This is a genomic window from Methylobacterium nigriterrae, from assembly GCF_037106235.1.
GTDB classification, from domain to species: Bacteria; Pseudomonadota; Alphaproteobacteria; order Rhizobiales; family Beijerinckiaceae; genus Methylobacterium; species Methylobacterium nigriterrae.
The window spans coordinates 1-16,140 of the sequence record NZ_JBAWTG010000023.1; the positions used below are offsets into that span (position 1 = coordinate 1).

Here is a 16,140-nt window from a genome sequence, read left to right on the forward strand (position 1 = left end):
TGCCATCGCAACCCGCTACGAGAAGACAGCTTCAAGCTTCATGGGCGTTCTCTCGCTCGCAGCCGCTCTGGACTGGCTCAAGAGCTAACAGGCCGTAGAGTATGTTCGCTTCGAACTGGCCCAGGTACCGGACGAATGGCCGGCAAGCACGTTCGACCTGATCCTGCTGTCAGAGGTCGTCTACTACCTGGACGCAGCCGCTGTTGCTCGCTTGGTTTGGCGCGTGCGTTGCAGCCTTCGTCCGCAGGGCGATGTCGTCCTGGTGCATTGGACGGGCGAGACGCACTACCCTCTGACCGGCGACGAGGCAGCGGGGCTGTTCATCGAGCGGTCGAACGAATTTCTATACGTCGTGCATCAGGCGCGATCCGACAAGTATCGCCTTGACGTGCTCCGGACGCGCCAAGTCGAAGCAGCGGTGTGATCGAAGCGGCTCAATCAGGCTCGAGTCTCACGTTCCACCCACGCCAGCCATTCTCGATCCACCATGGTGACAAGGTTCGGCAGGCTTTTTTGCGCCTGCCCTGCGGTATTTACAGACCTTGATCAGGGCCAAGGCGCTTCGCCTCACGGGGGCTTTCTTGGCTCTTGTGCGTGACATCCCGGCACGGGCTGAAATGGTATGGTGACAGGTCGCCATACGAGACCCTGTTGATCTCGCTGTGGAGCCGCTGGAGGGAGATGCCGCGGTCAAGTGAGCCGTCAGCTCTTCGCTCGCGGCCGTAGCGGCGCCCGACCCCACCGCCCGCGTGGCCGGTCAACGCATGATGCACCTCCTCGCTCAAACCCGCTTCGCGGCATGCTCTCTTGAAGGTGTGCCGGAATGAATGAAATGTCTTGGCCGGATGGTCTACGACGTGCGCGCCGAGGTAGCGCCCGAACCACTTCGTCCACGCTTTCGCCTTCGGGTCGATAGGCGGCTCAAATCCCGGCCACAGCGGAGCACCGGCAGCCTGCGTGCTGGCCCGAGCGACTATGACGTCCAGTAGGCCGAGGCCAATTAGCTCCTTATGGATTGGCACGGAGCGCGCCGAGGAGACGGTCTTGAGGTTCTGATCCTCGCCCTCGCTCGTAAAATCGAAATACCAAATCTCGGCCTCACCTTGGCGCACATCACCCACTTTGAGCTGGGCTATCTCTGTTCGGCGGGCTCCGCTGAACAGCGCAATCAACGGGAACCAGAAGGCGGCCTCCCCGCGCCCGCCCTGGGGTCGGGCGTTCTCGGCGAAAACTGGGGATGCGAGCAGGCGCCGCAACTCGTCCATCGTGAAGGGCTCATACGGCTCCTTCTCGGAGTGGGCGATCTCGAAGCGAACATGGAAGGGATTGGACCAGGCCGGGAGGGCCTCAAAGAAGCCGTCCCGCTCGGCTCGGGTCAGGATGCCGCCTAGCAGTGCCAGGATTTTGTTCACCGTCTGCGCATTCCGCTTCGGGAACTTGCTGAGATCCTGCTTCAGGAGGTCAGGCAGGCTCAGCCGATTGAAGCGGTTCGGCAGCGCCTTCGGCAGCTTAGCCAAGGCGTCCCTATACGCGCGCCCATGGGCTTTGGTGATAGCTGTGGCCGGGAGGTCACCGTGAAGCTCGACGAAACGTTGTACAGCCTGACGGGCCTCGGCCGCTGACCCAGATCGCGGTTTTCGCGCTCCGCGTCCTCCGCCCTCAGACCAGCGCTTCAAGGCACCTGTGATTGTCTCGCCTGCAGCCACAACCAGGGGCTGCGGTGCCCGAACGTCGTCGCCTTCCAGCCTCGCCTTGATGCTCGCAAATGCGCTGCGCCGGGCTTTCACAAACCCGAGCTCCAGTTGCCGCCAGGCTGGATCGTCCGGGTGGAGAACAAGGCCCCGCTTCGCGACCGCTCGGTTGACCGCTAACCCGACCGCGTCATCGGGCCGCATCTTGGCGGCCTGGCTGCGCACCTCACGGACGAGGTCAGCGAGCAGGTAGCTGTAGAGGCTTAGGTCATCGTCGGTCATCCCGAGCCCATCGTGGTGCACGCGAGCACCGGGACGAGCCAAGTTGACCCCCAAGCCTGCCTCCCGCAGCGCCTCGTCGCGCCCCAGCAGCTCGATCTCGTGCTCGCGGGCCAGGGCAGCAACCTGGTCAAGGCTGATGCTGGCCGATGGGCCGTCCCGCAGGAAAACGCGGGACCGATCCACAAGTGCGTGCGCCTCAGCAATGTGAGCGAGGGCTCGGCGCTCAGCCGTCCGACCGTCGTTCGTCTGAAGTGAGCGGATCAGCTCGGTCTTGAACCGGCCTGTCCGGGCATTGACGAGGGGCGCGAGGACCTCGGGCCAGAGCGCCGGGACCGGCTTGCCGGTCAGATCATCGGGAAGCGGGAAGCGGAACTCAAAGCGGTTGGCGCGGCGCTGGACGTACTTCATACGGCCCATCGTACTTGGTTCCCGTAGCACGCGAGTGTAGCACGCGCCGCGAAGCAAGCACTTGGAGAACCAACCGTTTCTGAGACTTCAACGCCTTGGCGCCGGACTGGCGCTCCCAAGGGGACTCGAACCCCTGTTTTCGCCGTGAGAGGGCGACGTCCTAGACCGCTAGACGATGGGAGCTTTCCGGTCGGGAGGCGTTCGTATACCGACGTGGCTGCGCGGGGGCAAGGGCCGTGTCGCGCCTTTTTGAGCCTCACGGCACAGCATATCGGGGGCGGCCTTGCAGGGCATGGTGTCGGATCGGGACGAGCGGCGGGCAGTGGTCGCGGCGGAGGGCGGGCCGGCACGCCTCGACAGGGCCCTCGCCCAGGCTTTTCCCGATCTCTCGCGGTCGCGGCTGCAGGATCTGGTGCGGGCGGGCCATGTCAGACGGGACGGTCTGACGGTGCTCGACCCCGCGCTCAAGGTCGGGCAGGGCGCCGTGCTGACGGTCGCCGTTCCGGAGACCGTGCCGGCCGAGCCGGCGGCCGAGCGCCTCACCCTCGTCGTGGTCCATGAGGACGACGATCTCATCGTGATCGACAAGCCGGCCGGCCTCGTCGTGCATCCGGCTCCGGGGCACGAGGGCGGGACGCTGGTGAACGGGCTCATCGCTCATTGCGGCGCAAGCCTCTCGGGGATCGGGGGCGTGCGCCGGCCCGGCATCGTGCACCGCCTCGACAAGGATACGAGCGGCCTGATGGTCGTCGCCAAGAACGACCGGGCGCATCGGGGGCTGACGGCGCAGTTCGCCGATCACGGCCGCAATGGTCCGCTGGAGCGAGCCTATCTCGCCCTGGTCTGGGGCATGCCCGAGCCTCGCACCGGCATCATCGATGCGAATCTCGCCCGCAGTCAGCGCAATCGGGAGAAGATCGCCGTAGTGCGGGTGGGGGAGGGCCGACACGCAGTGACGCATTACCGCGTCGAATCGGCGCTCGGCCCGGAGGTCGCGCTGGTCCGCTGCCGGCTCGAGACGGGTCGGACTCACCAGATCCGCGTCCATCTGAGCCACCGCGGCCATCCTCTCCTCGGAGACGGCGTCTACGGCAGCGCCTTCAAGACCAAGGCCGCACGATTGCCGGAAGGCGCCCGCGCCGCCCTCGGCGCTCTCGGGCGCCAGGCCCTCCACGCCGCGCTCCTCGGCTTCGCGCACCCGCGAACCGGCCAATCCCTGCGCTTCGAGAGCCCGTTGCCGCCCGACATCGACGCGCTGACGAGGTCCCTCGCAGCCGGCGTGTAACCGTCTTGCCGCGCACGCGAAAAGCGACGAGAGCCGGCCTTTGTGACGGTGAGGGCACAGTCAAGCCGGGGCGGTGTCGCGGTGCGCCATCACACCTCGGCCTTCGACCTTTCGTGCCAGGATCGACCAATCGAACCGTTCGCGCGTTGATGACGACGTTCGCGTCGCGGACCGCTACCGGATCGGGGAATTCCTCAGTACAGATGGGGAATCGGACGGCCGGCTCAAGGAGCGGCCCTCCGCGCTTTCGTCCGCCCGTATGGGGGACAGTCCAAGGAGGTATACCATGGCAGGCGCATTGCCCGTGCTCGCCAATGAAGGTGGTCTGTCGCGCTACCTCGATGAGATCCGCAAGTTCCCGATGCTTGAGCCGGCCGAGGAGTTCACCCTCGCCAAGAGTTGGCGGGACGCGGGCGACCGCGAGGCAGCCCACCGGCTCGTCACCTCGCATCTGCGCCTCGTCGCCAAGATCGCCATGGGCTATCGCGGCTACGGACTGCCGATCGGCGAAGTCGTTTCAGAGGGCAATGTCGGCCTGATGCAGGCCGTCAAGCGCTTCGATCCGGACAAGGGCTTCCGCCTCGCGACCTACGCGATGTGGTGGATCAAGGCTGCGATCCAGGAATACATCCTGCGCTCTTGGTCCCTTGTGAAGATGGGCACCACCGCGAACCAGAAGAAGCTCTTCTTCAACCTGCGCAAGGCCAAGGGTCGGATCTCCGCCCTCGACGAGGGCGACCTGAAACCCGATCAGGTCAAGCACATCGCGACCCGCCTCGGCGTGCCCGAGCAGGACGTGATCGACATGAACCGTCGCCTATCGGGCGACACCTCCCTCAATGCGCCGCTGCGCGAGGAGGGGGAGGGCGAGTGGCAGGACTGGCTCGTGGACAACAGTCCGAGCCAGGAGACGGTGCTGGCGCGCGAGGAGGAGGGGCAAAACCGCCTCTCGGCCCTGCGCGACGCGCTTGGCGTGCTCAACCCGCGCGAGCGGCGCATCTTCGAGGCGCGGCGGCTCGCCGATGACCCGATTACCCTGGAGGATCTCTCCGGCGAGTTCGGCGTCTCCCGCGAGCGCGTCCGCCAGATCGAGGTGCGGGCCTTCGAGAAGGTGCAGGAGGCGGTCAAGCGCAACCTTGCCAGCCGCGAACTGCCGCGGGCGGGCACTGGCGCCTGAAAACCGTGGTGCCCATCCGAGCATCGGGCGGCCTGCCCTCGCGAGGGGCAGGCCGATGACGGTGCCCGCTCAACGCCACTGGTCGAAGGCGCGCTGCATCTGTTGCGTGCCCGAATTGCCCTTCTCGAAGGTGATCACGGCTCGCTGTCCCGACGCGTAGCGCACGGCGAGATCGAACCAGTTCTTGTGCAGCAGGAGATCGCTGTTCCGCTCGACATCGTTGCGCAGCGACGACAATCCGATCAGGAACAGGTTCTCGCGCACCCGCACTGGCAGGCCGGAAACCGGCGACCCGCGGGAATTCTCGTCATCCTTGGCCTGCAGCAGGCCGACATCCTGCACCGCGCGCTTCTCGCCCTCCGCGCCCGTATCGGTGAAGGCGAGCTTGATCGTGTGCGAGGCCGGAAGCGTCGCGTCGAGATTGCGCTGGATCGTCATCGTCAGGCCGAGACCGACATCCGGGAAATCGATGCTGGCGATGACTGCCGTCTCCAGCGGCTGGCCCTGTTCGCCGCTCACCGAATCGAGGCGCCAGACGACGCGGCCGCTGGTTGTCGAGGGCTGGTTGTTCTGCGCCGAGGTGTTCTCCTCGATCAGGACCGCGCGCTGGGCCACGGCGAGCTCGGCCGGCGATAGCGGAGCCGGAGCGGGCGCCGACGGGGCGCCCTGGCTCGGCGCCGGTTGTGCGGCCGGGGCCTGCTCGCCGCCCACCCGGTCGGCGAACTTCGTGTCGGCGCCCTCGGACGGGGCGGATGTCTCGGCGCCGCTCGGCTGGAGATCCGCCGGCTTGTCGCGCAGGAGGAAGGCCGCGACCGCGATGAGGCCGATCACCACCGCCAGGACACCGCCCACGAACGCGTTGCGCAAGCCCTTCGAGCGCCCGTTGCGGGGCGCAACGACGTCGATCCGCGGGCGCTGGCGGGGGTTGACGGCATCTGCCGGGCCCGCGCCGGGTTCAGGCTCGGCCCGCGCCTCGGCTTCCGTGTCGTCCTGCCCGGTCTTCGGGCCAGCGTCCGCGTTCGGCACGAAGGTCGGCGGTTTTGCCTTGCGCGCGGCGATCGGGATCGGGGGCGCCTCGCGCGCCGTGTCCATCTCCGTCTCCGGCTCGGGCAGGCTGGCTGCGGCCGGCGCAGGGCCGAGATCGGGCGGCGGAGCCGGTGGCAGCACGGGCTCGGCCTGCGAACGCGGCGGCTCCGGCTCGAACAGTCCGTCCTCCGGCTCGGTGGCAGCGATCGGCTCGGGCGTGGGCGCCGTCGATGGCGGCGCGGGCGCCGGATCGTTCGCCGGCGCCGGCGCGCCGCCGTAATCCACCTCAAGCCGGTCGATCGCCGCGTCGAGCGCCTTGCGCTCGAGGTCGATGTCATCCTGAGAGAGCGGGGGCTCGAGGGACCGGAGCTGGCCGATCAGGGCGCCTCGCGCGCGGTCGTAGACCGCCTTGCGCATGGCGGGCGAACGGTCGGGCAGGGCGTCGAGCGCCCGTGCCAGCAACGGATAGTAATCGGCCATCGTGCCTGGATCCGCCCTCTTGCCGCCCCCCCTCAGCGCAGCGCTCCCGCTTCCTGGGACACCGCCGGACGAGGAATTCTCAGGCTCAGTCCTCGAAGGGATTGTGCATCAGGATGGTGTCGTCGCGCTCCGGCGAGGTCGAGAGCAGAGCGACGGGAGCGCCGATCAATTCCTCGATCCGGCGCACGTACTTGATCGCCTGGGCCGGCAGTTCCGCCCATGAGCGGGCGCCTGCCGTGGTCTCGCCCCAGCCCGGGAAGGTCTCGTAGACGGGCACTGCGCGCGCCTGCGCGCCCTGGCTCGCCGGCAGATGGTCGATGCGGGTGCCGTCGATCTCGTAGGCCGTGCAGATGCGGATCTCGTCGAAGCCGTCGAGCACGTCGAGCTTGGTCAAGGCAATGCCGTCGATGCCGGACGTCTGCACCGTCTGGCGCACGAGCGCGGCGTCAAACCAGCCGCAGCGGCGCTTGCGGCCCGTGACGGTGCCGAACTCGCGGCCCCGCTCGCCGATGCGCTCGCCGACCGCATCGTGAAGCTCGGTGGGGAACGGGCCCTCGCCGACGCGGGTCGTGTAGGCCTTGGCGATGCCGAGCACGTAGCCGATCGCGCCCGGCCCGAGACCGGAGCCCGTCGCCGCTTGGCCAGCCACCGTGTTGGAGGACGTCACGAACGGGTAGGTGCCGTGGTCGACATCGAGCAACGCGCCCTGCGCACCCTCGAACAGGATGCGCTTGCCGGCGCGCCGCGCCTCGTCGAGCAGATGCCAGACCGTATCCTGGTAGGGCAGGACCCGATCGGCGATGCCGGCGAGTTCTTCGTAGATCGCGTCGTGCGAGAATTCGCGAAGGCCGAAGCCGCGTCGCAGGGCATTGTGGTGGGCGAGAAGCCGCTCGATCTTCGGCGCGAGCGCGTCGAGCTCCGACAGGTCCATCAGGCGGATCGCGCGGCGGCCGACCTTGTCCTCGTAGGCCGGGCCGATGCCCCGCTTGGTGGTGCCGATCTTGGTGCCGGGCGAGCCGTCCTCGCGCAGCGCATCGAGCTCGCGGTGCAGCGACAGGATCAGCGTCGCGTTGTCGGCGACCCGCAGGTTCTCGCGGCTGATCCGCACCCCCTGCTCGCCGAGACGATCGATCTCCGCCACGAGGGCGTAGGGGTCGAGCACGACGCCGTTTCCGATGACGCCGAGCGTGCCGGGGCGGACCACGCCCGAAGGCAGCAGCGAGAGCTTGTAGACCGCCTCGCCGATCACCAGCGTGTGGCCGGCATTGTGGCCGCCCTGGAACCGCACCACGATGTCGGCCTGCTCGGAGAGCCAGTCGACGATCTTGCCCTTGCCTTCGTCGCCCCACTGGGCGCCTACGACGACGACGTTCGCCATTCGCTCAAAAACCCATGCCGCAATGCAGGACGGGCCCCCGGCCTCGGGCCGCGGGTTAACCCGTTGTCGCAAGGGTCTTTCCGCGATCCGGCCCTCAAAATCAAGCAAAGCGCCCATCCGGCAGGGGATGGGCGGGCCCGGCGGAGCGCTGATTGGTGGCTACTTGGCTTCCGTGTTCGGCTTCTGGCCGGGCAACTCGCCGGGCTTGATCACCGGCATCGAGCCCGGATCCGGGTCCGGCGGCTTCACCACCATGCCCGGTGCGGCGTTGCCGGGCGGCTTGATGACGCCGTCGTTCCTCCGCAGCTTCTCGCTGAGCGTCGGGTCACCGCTCGGGCCGGCGCCGTCATCCGGGCGGATCTTCTCGGGAGGCGTCTGGCTCTGCGCCGGCAGGTTCGGGTCGGTGTCGCGACCTTTCAGCGGCGCATCGGGGGATTGCGCGAACGCGGCCGCAGCCGCGAGGCAGGCGGTCCCCGCGATGAGCCCTGGCAACAGTTTCGGCATCGGAACCTCTCTCTCGGACTCCTGACGTTCCGAGAGGAACCCTTGCCTGCGGAATCCGTTCCTGCGGTTTCGGGCCGGGCGCGTCGCGCGGCATCTATCCGGCGCGCGCCATCTCGATGTAGAGCGCGCGCAGGCGCCGCGTCAGCGGTCCCGGATGGCCGTCGCCGAGGGTGCGGCCGTCGAGGCTGACCACCGGCATCACGAAGGCCGAGGCGCTGGTGTAGAAGGCCTCGGCCGCATCATGCGCCTCCTCCACCGAGAACAGCCGCTCCTCGATCGCCAGGTCGGCCTCGCTCGCGAGCCGCAGGACCGCCGCCCGGGTGATGCCGGGCAGGAGCGCCGTCGAGAGCGGGCGCGTCACGATGCGGCGATCCTTCGTCACGATGAAGGCCGTGGAGGACGAGCCCTCCGTGACCGCGCCATCCTCGACCATCCAGGCCTCGGCGACGCCGGCAGCGGCCGCCGCCTGCTTGGCGAGCACCTGGGCGAGGAGGGCCACCGACTTGATGTCGCGCCGCTTCCAGCGCAGATCCTCGACGGTGATCACCCTGGCGCCGGTCTCGGCCAGGGGGCTCGACACGATGGCCTTCTTCTGCGTGAACATCACGACGCTCGGCGGCGTGTCGGCCGGTGGGAACGCGAAGTCGCGCTCGGCCACGCCGCGGGTGACCTGCATGTAGACGACGCCCTCGTCGAGCCCGTTGCGCTCCGCGAGCTCGGTCTCGAGCCCGATCCACTCCGCGATCGTATGCGGGTTGCGGATGCCGATCTCGCCGAGCGAGCGGTCGAGACGGGCGAGATGGGCCTCGTTGTCGACCAGGCGCCCGTCGAGCACGGCCGAGACCTCGTAGATCCCGTCCGCGAACAGGAAGCCCCGGTCCATGATCGGGATGCGCGCCTCCTCGAACGGGACGAAGCTGCCGTTGAGGTACACGGTGCGGGACATCGGATCTCCTCGGGATCGCCGGAGGGTGCGGCCGGGCCGCGAGCGCCCTTCCAAGCACCCGCATCCGGCCGCCGCAAGTGCGTTCGGTGACAATCCGCGTTGCAGGAATCGTGCAGGTCCCGAGCCCCGGCGCGCGGGTTCAGGCCTGCGCCGGGAGGACGGTGCGGATCCTGGTGAGCGCGTCCTCCGCCTGCCGCAGGCGCGCCTCCGCCTGCACGACATAGTCCCGCGTCAGGGGAACGACGTCGTTGCGGCGGGTCAGCTGGAGCTGGAACACCACGGCGTCCTCGTGGCGGAAGGCGGCCTCGGCGCTCGCGAGATACCATTCCCACATCCGGCAGAAGCGGGCGTCGTAGAGGCGGGCAGCGTCCTCGCGGCGTGCCAGGAAGCGGGCGCGCCAGTCGCGGAGCGTCTCCGCGTAGTGGAGGCGGAGCACCTCGAGATCGGCGAGCATCAGGCCTGAAGCCTCGATCGGCGGCATCATCTCCGAGAGGGTCGGCAGGTGGCCGCCGGGAAAGATGTAGCGGGTGATCCAGGGGCTCGTCGCCGCCGGCATGCCGGTCCGGCCGATCGTGTGGAGGAGCATCACTCCATCCTCGGCGAGGCGCTCGCGGCAGGTGCGGAAGAAGGCATCGTAATGGGCGGGCCCGACATGCTCGAACATGCCGACCGAGACGATGCGGTCGAAGGTGCCGGTCGTCGCCCGGTAATCCTCCAGGGCGACGTGCACGCGTCGGAACAAACCTTGAGCGTGCGTGCGTCGTTCGGCCAGCGCCTGCTGCTCGCACGAGAGCGTGATGCCGTGCACCGTATCGCAGCCCGCCACCTCCGCGAGGTAGAGGGCGAGCCCGCCCCAGCCGCAGCCGATATCGAGGACGCTGAGGCCAGGGCCGGCGAGAAGCTTGGCCGCGATGTGCCGCTTCTTGGCGGCTTGCGCCGCCTCGAGGCTCATCCCGGGCTCGGCGTAGTAGGCGCAGGAATATTGCCGGTCGGAATCGAGGAACAGGCCGTAGAGCCGGTCGTCGAGGTCGTAGTGGCGGGCGACGTTGTGGCGGGCGCGCTCGGGGCCGTTGCGGTCGATCAGGCGTCGGCGCAGCCGGCGGGCGAGGCCGCGGCTGCGCACCGGCCAGAAGGCGGGCGAGCCGTGGTTGCGGGCGATGAGCACGGTGAGGAGGTCGGGCAGGCTGCCGCGCTCGATCACGAGGCGCCCGTCCGTGTAGAGCTCGCCGAAGCGCAACTCGGGATCGAGGAGCAGCGCGCGCTCGCCGGCCGCGTCCGCGAAGCGGATCGCGACCTCGGGGCCGGACCCGTCGCCGGCTCGGAAACGGTATCCGCTCGCGGTCGTGACCGTCAGCCGGCCGACGAGTCCGCCGGCCGCGAAGGCTCTCTCCAGGATACGGTCGATCAGCACGCCGCAACCTCAAGGCGCAGGACTACAATCCGCTCCTTGAGAGGTTGTGGCGGCCCCGCCTGCCGTCAAGCGCCGGCGGGGCGTCGTCCGGAACCGGACTGGAATCCCCGGCCGGAGATTCAGGTCCCGGCGCCGAAGACGCGCGCGAAGATCGTGTCGACGTGCTTGAAGTGGTAGCCGAGATCGAAGCATGCCTCGATCTGCTCCGGCCCGAGCGCCGCCGCGACCTCGGAATCGGCCTTGAGCAGGGTCAGGAAGTCGCCCTCGCCCCGCCAGACCGGCATGGCGTTGCGCTGGACGAGCCGGTAGGCGTCCTCGCGCGAGAGCCCGGCCTGGGTCAGCGCGAGCAGCACCCGCTGCGAGTGCACGAGCCCGCCGAGCCGGTCGAGGTTCCTCTGCATGTTGGCGGGGTAGATCAGGAGCTTGTCGACGACGCCCGTGAGCCGCGCCAGCGCGAAGTCGAGGGTCACCGTCGCGTCCGGCCCGATCATGCGCTCGACGGAGGAGTGCGAGATGTCGCGCTCGTGCCAGAGCGCCACGTTCTCCATCGCGGGCAGCGCGTAGGCGCGCACCATGCGGGCGAGCCCCGTCATGTTCTCGGTGAGCACGGGGTTGCGCTTGTGCGGCATCGCCGAGGAGCCCTTCTGCCCCTCCGAGAAGAACTCCTCGGCCTCCAGCACCTCGGTGCGCTGCAGGTGGCGGATCTCGATCGACAGGCGCTCCACCGAGGAGGCGACGACGCCGAGGGTGGCGAAGAACATGGCGTGCCGGTCGCGCGGGATGACCTGCGTCGAGACGGGCTCCGGCGTCAGGCCCATCTGCTCGGCCACGTAGGCCTCCACCCGCGGGTCGATGTTGGCGAAGGTGCCGACCGCGCCCGAGATCGCGCAGGTGGCGATCTCCTGGCGCGCCGCCACGAGCCGGGCCCGGTTGCGCTCGAACTCGGCATAGGCCTGGGCGAGCTTGAGCCCGAAGGTGACGGGCTCGGCGTGGATGCCGTGCGAGCGGCCGATCGTCGGCGTCAGCCTGTGCTCGAAGGCGCGGCGCCTGAGGGCCGCGAGCAGCGCGTCGACGTCGGCGATCAGGATGTCGGCCGCGCGCACGAGCTGCACGCTGAGGCAGGTGTCGAGCACGTCCGACGAGGTCATGCCCTGGTGCACGAAGCGGGCCTCCGGGCCCACGATCTCCGCGAGATGGGTGAGGAACGCGATGACGTCGTGCTTCGTCACCGCCTCGATCTCGTCGATGCGGGCGACGTCGAAGACCGCGTCGCGGCCCTTCTCCCAGACCCTCTCGGCGGCCTCCCTCGGCACCACGCCGATCTCGGCGAGCGCGGTCGTAGCATGCGCCTCGATCTCGAACCAGATCCGGAAGCGGGATTCCGGCGACCAGATCGCCGTCATCGCGGGGCGGCTGTAGCGGGGAATCATCGGAGGCCTCGGACTTCTGCGCGCGGGATTGCGCGCCGGAGGACGTCTCGGGATGACGTCCCGGGGCGCGCCTAGCACGGGCGCCCGGACGGCTCAACGCGGGAACGGCGGCACGCAACTGTTGCGGGAAAGCAACGCGCGGCGGAATGCGAAACAGTCTGGAAAAGATCCAGGATTGATTCCGGGCTCGGATTTTTCGCGTTACGTCCGCACTTAGCGGGTTCCTTGTACTCGTTCTTAGAAGGCTTTCAAAAGATTGTCCCGGACATGGCCGCGCGCGCAGCTTGCCGATGCGGCGGGCCCGCGTAGAGCAGAGCCGTCGGCCTACAAGAAGAACCGGGCCGATGCTTTCTGGAATTACACTAAACTACGGGGCCGGGCCATGGGTCGGTGGAGCAGCGCGGAGTTCATCGGGACTCTGCTGGCAGGGACTTTTCTGGTGGGCGCGGCGCAGGCGCAGGAACCCGTCGAGGTCGCGGGCACCCCGGCGGTGACGCTCGACCAGCTCAGCGTCGAGGGGCAGGGCGGCGCTACGGTGGGCTACCTCACCAAGGCGACGCGCAGCGCGACGAAGACGGACACGCTGCTCCTCGACACGCCGCAATCCATCACCATCATCACCCAGGAGCAGATCCGGGACCAGAACTTCCAGAACCTGACGGACCAGCTCCGCTACGTGCCGGGGGTCATCCCGGCGCAGGGCGAGAGCAACCGCGACCAGGCGATCATCCGCGGCCAGAACACGAGCGCGGACTTCTTCGTCAACGGCATGCGCGACGACGTCCAGTATTACCGCGACCTCTACAACGTCCAGCGCGTCGAGGTGCTGAAGGGGCCCGACTCGCTGATCTTCGGGCGCGGCGGCGGCGGCGGCATCATCAACCGGATCCTCAAGGAAGCGGACGGCCTGCGGATCCGCGAGATCGTCGCGGGCGGCGGCCAGTTCGGCGACAAGCGCGTCGCCGTCGATGTCGGCGACCGCTTCAGCGACAGCGCCTTCTTCCGCCTCAACGGCGTGTTCGAGGACAGCGGCACCTTCCGGCAGTTCGGCGAGCTCACGCGCTACGGCGTCAACCCGACGATGACCTTCCTCATCGATCCGCAGACGACGCTGAAGCTCTCCTACGAGTACTTCCACGACAACCGCTTCCCCGACCGCGGCATCCCCTCGCAATTCGGCCGGGCCTACAATTACCGCAACAATATCAGCACCTTCTTTGGCAACCCGGACGTCAACTTCACCAAGGTCGACGCCAACATCGCCACCGCGACCCTCGACCACCTGTTCGACAACGGCGTGCAGATGCACAGCCAGCTCCGGTTCGCCGACTATCAACGCTTCTACCAGAACACGCTGCCGGGCAGCGCGGTGAACAATGCCGGCACGGCCGTGAGCATCACGGGCTATAGGAACGACACGCCGCGGACGAACTACTTCAATCAGAACGACTTCACCTACAAGTTCCTCACCGGCGACGTGAAGCACACCCTGCTCGGCGGCTTCGAACTCGGATACCAGGAGGGGACCACCTTCCGGCAGACCGCGCTCTTCGCCCCCAATTTCGCAACGAGCGTCGTGGTGAACCCGCTCTCGCCGATCACGCGCGCGCCTGTCATCTTCCGCAACAACGGCACCACCGATGCCAACAGCCGCTACAGCCTCAACACTGCTGCGGTCTACGCGCAGGACCAGATCGACCTGAACCCCTACGTGCAGATCATCGGCGGCCTGCGCTACGACTACTTCAACTTCGCCTCGACGGATCAGCGGACCCTCGTCACGAACGACCGCGTCGACAACCTCATGTCGCCGCGTGCCGGCCTCGTGATCAAGCCGCTGGCGAACCTCGCCCTCTACGGCAGCTACAGCGTCTCCTATCTGCCGAGCTCGGGCGACCAGATCGGCGCCTTCAGCCGCGGCCTCGTCATCTCGAAGCCCGAGGAGTTCCAGAACCTCGAGGTGGGCGTGAAGTACGACGTCAACCCGGCCTTCCAGGTCACCTTCGCGGCCTATAACCTCGACCGGCGCAACCAGCGCCTCCCCGACCCGAACAACCCCGGCTTCTTCATCCTGTCGGGCCAGACGAACACGCAGGGCATCGAGATCGGCGCCAACGGCTACGTCACCGACTGGTGGCAGATCGCGGGCGGCTACGCGCTCACCGACGCCCGCATCGAGAGCGCGACCTCGGCCACGATCGTCAAGGGCAACACGGTCGGACTGGTGCCGTTCAACTCGGTCTCGCTCTGGAACAAGTTCGCGGTCACGAAGCAGTTCTCGATCGGCATCGGGTACATCTACCAGACGCACACCTTCGCATCCTCGGACGACACCATCCGGCTGCCGGGCTACAACCGCTTCGACCTGGGCCTGTTCTACGAGGTCAACGAGTTCGTGCGGGCGCAGGTCAATATCGAGAACGTCTTCGACCGGCGCTACATCTACACGGCCGACAACAACAACAACATCTCGCCGGGCGCGCCGCGCACCATCCGGGCGCAGATCATCGCGCGGTTCTGAGAGGCCTCCTTCGAGGCCTCCGCTGCACTGCGGCGCCTCAGGATGAGGTCGCGGGTGGGACTACGATCCGGGACGGGAGGCGGGCCGCGCGGCGCGGCCGCGCCTCACTCCACCCGCACCCAGCCCTGCGCCAGCAGCCGCTCCTGCGGGGTGAAGCGGGCCTTGTAGTCCATCTTGCGGGAGCCCTCGACCCAGTAGCCGAGGTAGAGGTACGGCAGGCCGAGCGCGCGGGCGCGGCGGATGTGGTCGAGGATCATGAAGGTGCCGAGCGAGCGGCTCGCCTCGTCCGGATCGTAGAACGAGTAGACCATCGAGAGCCCGTCCGACAGCACGTCCGTCAGGCAGAGGGCGACCGGCGCGCCGGTGCCGCGGCCGTGGATCGCGGTGTCGGGGCCGCGGCGGCGGTAGGTCACGAGATGCGTGTCGACGTGGCTGTCCTCGATCATCATGGCGTAGTCGAGCACGGTCATGTCGACCATGCCGCCGTCGCCGTGGCGCGCGTCGAGGTAGCGGCGGAACAGGGCATATTGCTCGGAGGCCGGCCGGTTCGCCTCCGGGGCCCCGACGAGGTCGGCGTTGCGCTGCAGGATGCGGCGCTGGCTCGTCGTCGGCCGGAAATCCTCCGCCACCACGCGCACCGAGACGCAGGCGCGGCAGGTCTCGCAGGCCGGCCGGTAGGCGATGGTCTGCGAGCGGCGGAAGCCCCCCTGCGTCAGGATCTCGTTGAGGTCGCGCGCCCGGCGCCCGACCAGATGGGTGAACACCTTCCGCTCCTCCTGGCCCGGCAGATAGGGGCAGGGGGATGGCGCCGTGAGATAGAACTGGGGGGTGTCGCGCGGGTGGCTCGTCACGCTTTGGAATGCCCTCGGCAGGCACGGAGGCCCGTACCCGCCATGAGTGTAGCGCCGCCACGGCTCCGCTCAACTGTTCGTGCGCGCTCGCGCCCGACTATTTCGGTGCGCGCAAGCGTACGCTCAGCCGCGCACCACCGCGAGGCCGAGGAGCAGGTCGTGGCCGAGGCGCCGGTCGCTGCGCACGAGGCCGAACAGGATGTCGACGCACCAGAGCAGGAAGGTCGAGATCGCCACGTAGAACAGGAGCGCGTGCACCGCCGCCGTCAGGACGTCGACGCGCCGGCCGCTCTCGGGCGCGACCACGCGCAGGCCCATCAGCCGCATCCCGATCGTGCTCTGGCGGGCGCCCCCGACCGTGATCGCGCTGTACAGGATGCCGCTTGCCGGCAGCACCGCGAACAGCGTCCAGCCGAGCCCGAAGGTGATGACGCCGATCACCGCGATGGCGACCCAGAGCATCAGGGTGAAGCCGAAGATGAACAGGATGTCGAGGAGGTAGGCGACGCAGCGCGCGCCGAGGCTCGCGCGCACCGTCGGAACCGGCATCGGGGGCAGGTAGCCGGGCGCATCGAGGCGCTCGGCGTAACCGGGCGGGGGATTGAGCATGGCCGTCGCGTCCTGAAGGCGAGAAGGGTCGCCGCGGTTCAGGTGGGGAGCCGGCAGGCGCCGCTCAAGATGGCCAGCCCCACGGCTGCGCGCCCGCGCGGCAAGATGGCAGGCCTCACGGCTGCACACCCGCGCGGCAAG

General features: G+C 68.4%; 12 protein-coding genes, 1 tRNA gene and 1 pseudogene. 4 read left to right on the forward strand and 10 right to left on the reverse strand.

What is annotated here, in order from left to right:
* Window positions 1-88 (forward strand): annotated as a pseudogene (locus WDW90_RS14145) (IS5-like element ISMex42 family transposase); the annotation flags it as partial.
* Between the two features lie 445 nt (window positions 89-533).
* Here WDW90_RS14145 and WDW90_RS14150 read toward each other — a convergent pair.
* Both WDW90_RS14150 and WDW90_RS14155 read right to left on the reverse strand, forming a co-directional pair.
* Window positions 534-2,381: a site-specific integrase gene (locus tag WDW90_RS14150; RefSeq protein WP_336488035.1), complete on the reverse strand. Its 1,848-nt coding sequence runs from the start codon at window positions 2,379-2,381 to the stop codon at window positions 534-536.
* A 107-nt stretch (window positions 2,382-2,488) separates the two neighbouring features.
* Window positions 2,489-2,564 (reverse strand) — tRNA-Glu (locus tag WDW90_RS14155).
* Window positions 2,565-2,673: 109 nt separating this feature from the next.
* Here WDW90_RS14155 and WDW90_RS14160 point away from each other — a divergent pair.
* Together WDW90_RS14160 and rpoH are read left to right on the forward strand one after the other, a co-directional pair.
* Window positions 2,674-3,666, forward strand: coding sequence for an RluA family pseudouridine synthase (locus WDW90_RS14160; RefSeq protein WP_336488036.1), 993 nt, complete (start codon window positions 2,674-2,676; stop codon window positions 3,664-3,666).
* Between the two features lie 286 nt (window positions 3,667-3,952).
* A complete protein-coding gene (gene rpoH / locus WDW90_RS14165; RefSeq protein ID WP_336488037.1) occupies window positions 3,953-4,843 on the forward strand; it encodes an RNA polymerase sigma factor RpoH in 891 nt (296 codons plus the stop codon).
* Window positions 4,844-4,912: 69 nt separating this feature from the next.
* Here rpoH and WDW90_RS14170 read toward each other — a convergent pair whose 3' ends face one another.
* From WDW90_RS14170 to purB, 6 genes are all read right to left on the reverse strand, one after another.
* A complete protein-coding gene (locus WDW90_RS14170) occupies window positions 4,913-6,349 on the reverse strand; it encodes a histidine kinase (protein WP_336488038.1) in 1,437 nt (478 codons plus the stop codon).
* Between the two features lie 85 nt (window positions 6,350-6,434).
* Entirely contained in the window at window positions 6,435-7,727 is a 1,293-nt protein-coding gene (locus WDW90_RS14175; RefSeq protein WP_336488039.1) for an adenylosuccinate synthase, read from the reverse strand.
* A gap of 159 nt (window positions 7,728-7,886) precedes the next feature.
* The gene (locus WDW90_RS14180; RefSeq protein WP_336488040.1) at window positions 7,887-8,231 is read right to left on the reverse strand and encodes a hypothetical protein; all 345 of its coding nucleotides are present in this window, start codon (window positions 8,229-8,231) and stop codon (window positions 7,887-7,889) included.
* Window positions 8,232-8,325: 94 nt separating this feature from the next.
* On the reverse strand, window positions 8,326-9,177 hold the full coding sequence (locus tag WDW90_RS14185; RefSeq protein WP_336488041.1) for a D-amino-acid transaminase: 852 nt from the start codon (window positions 9,175-9,177) through the stop codon (window positions 8,326-8,328).
* Window positions 9,178-9,316: 139 nt separating this feature from the next.
* Window positions 9,317-10,588, reverse strand: coding sequence for a class I SAM-dependent methyltransferase (locus WDW90_RS14190; protein ID WP_336488042.1), 1,272 nt, complete (start codon window positions 10,586-10,588; stop codon window positions 9,317-9,319).
* A 119-nt stretch (window positions 10,589-10,707) separates the two neighbouring features.
* The gene (gene purB, locus WDW90_RS14195; protein WP_336488043.1) at window positions 10,708-12,018 is read right to left on the reverse strand and encodes an adenylosuccinate lyase; all 1,311 of its coding nucleotides are present in this window, start codon (window positions 12,016-12,018) and stop codon (window positions 10,708-10,710) included.
* A 382-nt stretch (window positions 12,019-12,400) separates the two neighbouring features.
* Here purB and WDW90_RS14200 point away from each other — a divergent pair, with 382 nt between their 5' ends.
* Complete coding sequence (locus tag WDW90_RS14200) at window positions 12,401-14,539, forward strand: TonB-dependent receptor (RefSeq protein WP_336488044.1); 2,139 nt, start codon at window positions 12,401-12,403, stop codon at window positions 14,537-14,539.
* 104 nt (window positions 14,540-14,643) lie between these two features.
* Here WDW90_RS14200 and WDW90_RS14205 read toward each other — a convergent pair whose 3' ends face one another.
* Together WDW90_RS14205 and WDW90_RS14210 are read right to left on the reverse strand one after the other, a co-directional pair.
* The gene (locus WDW90_RS14205) at window positions 14,644-15,390 is read right to left on the reverse strand and encodes an arginyltransferase (RefSeq protein WP_336488045.1); all 747 of its coding nucleotides are present in this window, start codon (window positions 15,388-15,390) and stop codon (window positions 14,644-14,646) included.
* Window positions 15,391-15,513: 123 nt separating this feature from the next.
* A complete protein-coding gene (locus tag WDW90_RS14210; protein WP_336488046.1) occupies window positions 15,514-15,999 on the reverse strand; it encodes an RDD family protein in 486 nt (161 codons plus the stop codon).
* Between the last annotated feature and the right edge of the window lie 141 nt (window positions 16,000-16,140).

Coding starts and splice junctions, on each gene's coding strand:
- WDW90_RS14150 (WP_336488035.1), bottom strand. CDS start 2,381: ATGAAGTACGTCCAGCGCCGCGCCAACCGCTTTGAGTTCCGCTTCCCG.
- WDW90_RS14160 (WP_336488036.1), top strand. CDS start 2,674: ATGGTGTCGGATCGGGACGAGCGGCGGGCAGTGGTCGCGGCGGAGGGC.
- rpoH (WP_336488037.1), top strand. CDS start 3,953: ATGGCAGGCGCATTGCCCGTGCTCGCCAATGAAGGTGGTCTGTCGCGC.
- WDW90_RS14170 (WP_336488038.1), bottom strand. CDS start 6,349: ATGGCCGATTACTATCCGTTGCTGGCACGGGCGCTCGACGCCCTGCCC.
- WDW90_RS14175 (WP_336488039.1), bottom strand. CDS start 7,727: ATGGCGAACGTCGTCGTCGTAGGCGCCCAGTGGGGCGACGAAGGCAAG.
- WDW90_RS14180 (WP_336488040.1), bottom strand. CDS start 8,231: ATGCCGAAACTGTTGCCAGGGCTCATCGCGGGGACCGCCTGCCTCGCG.
- WDW90_RS14185 (WP_336488041.1), bottom strand. CDS start 9,177: ATGTCCCGCACCGTGTACCTCAACGGCAGCTTCGTCCCGTTCGAGGAG.
- purB (WP_336488043.1), bottom strand. CDS start 12,018: ATGATTCCCCGCTACAGCCGCCCCGCGATGACGGCGATCTGGTCGCCG.
- WDW90_RS14200 (WP_336488044.1), top strand. CDS start 12,401: ATGGGTCGGTGGAGCAGCGCGGAGTTCATCGGGACTCTGCTGGCAGGG.
- WDW90_RS14210 (WP_336488046.1), bottom strand. CDS start 15,999: ATGCTCAATCCCCCGCCCGGTTACGCCGAGCGCCTCGATGCGCCCGGC.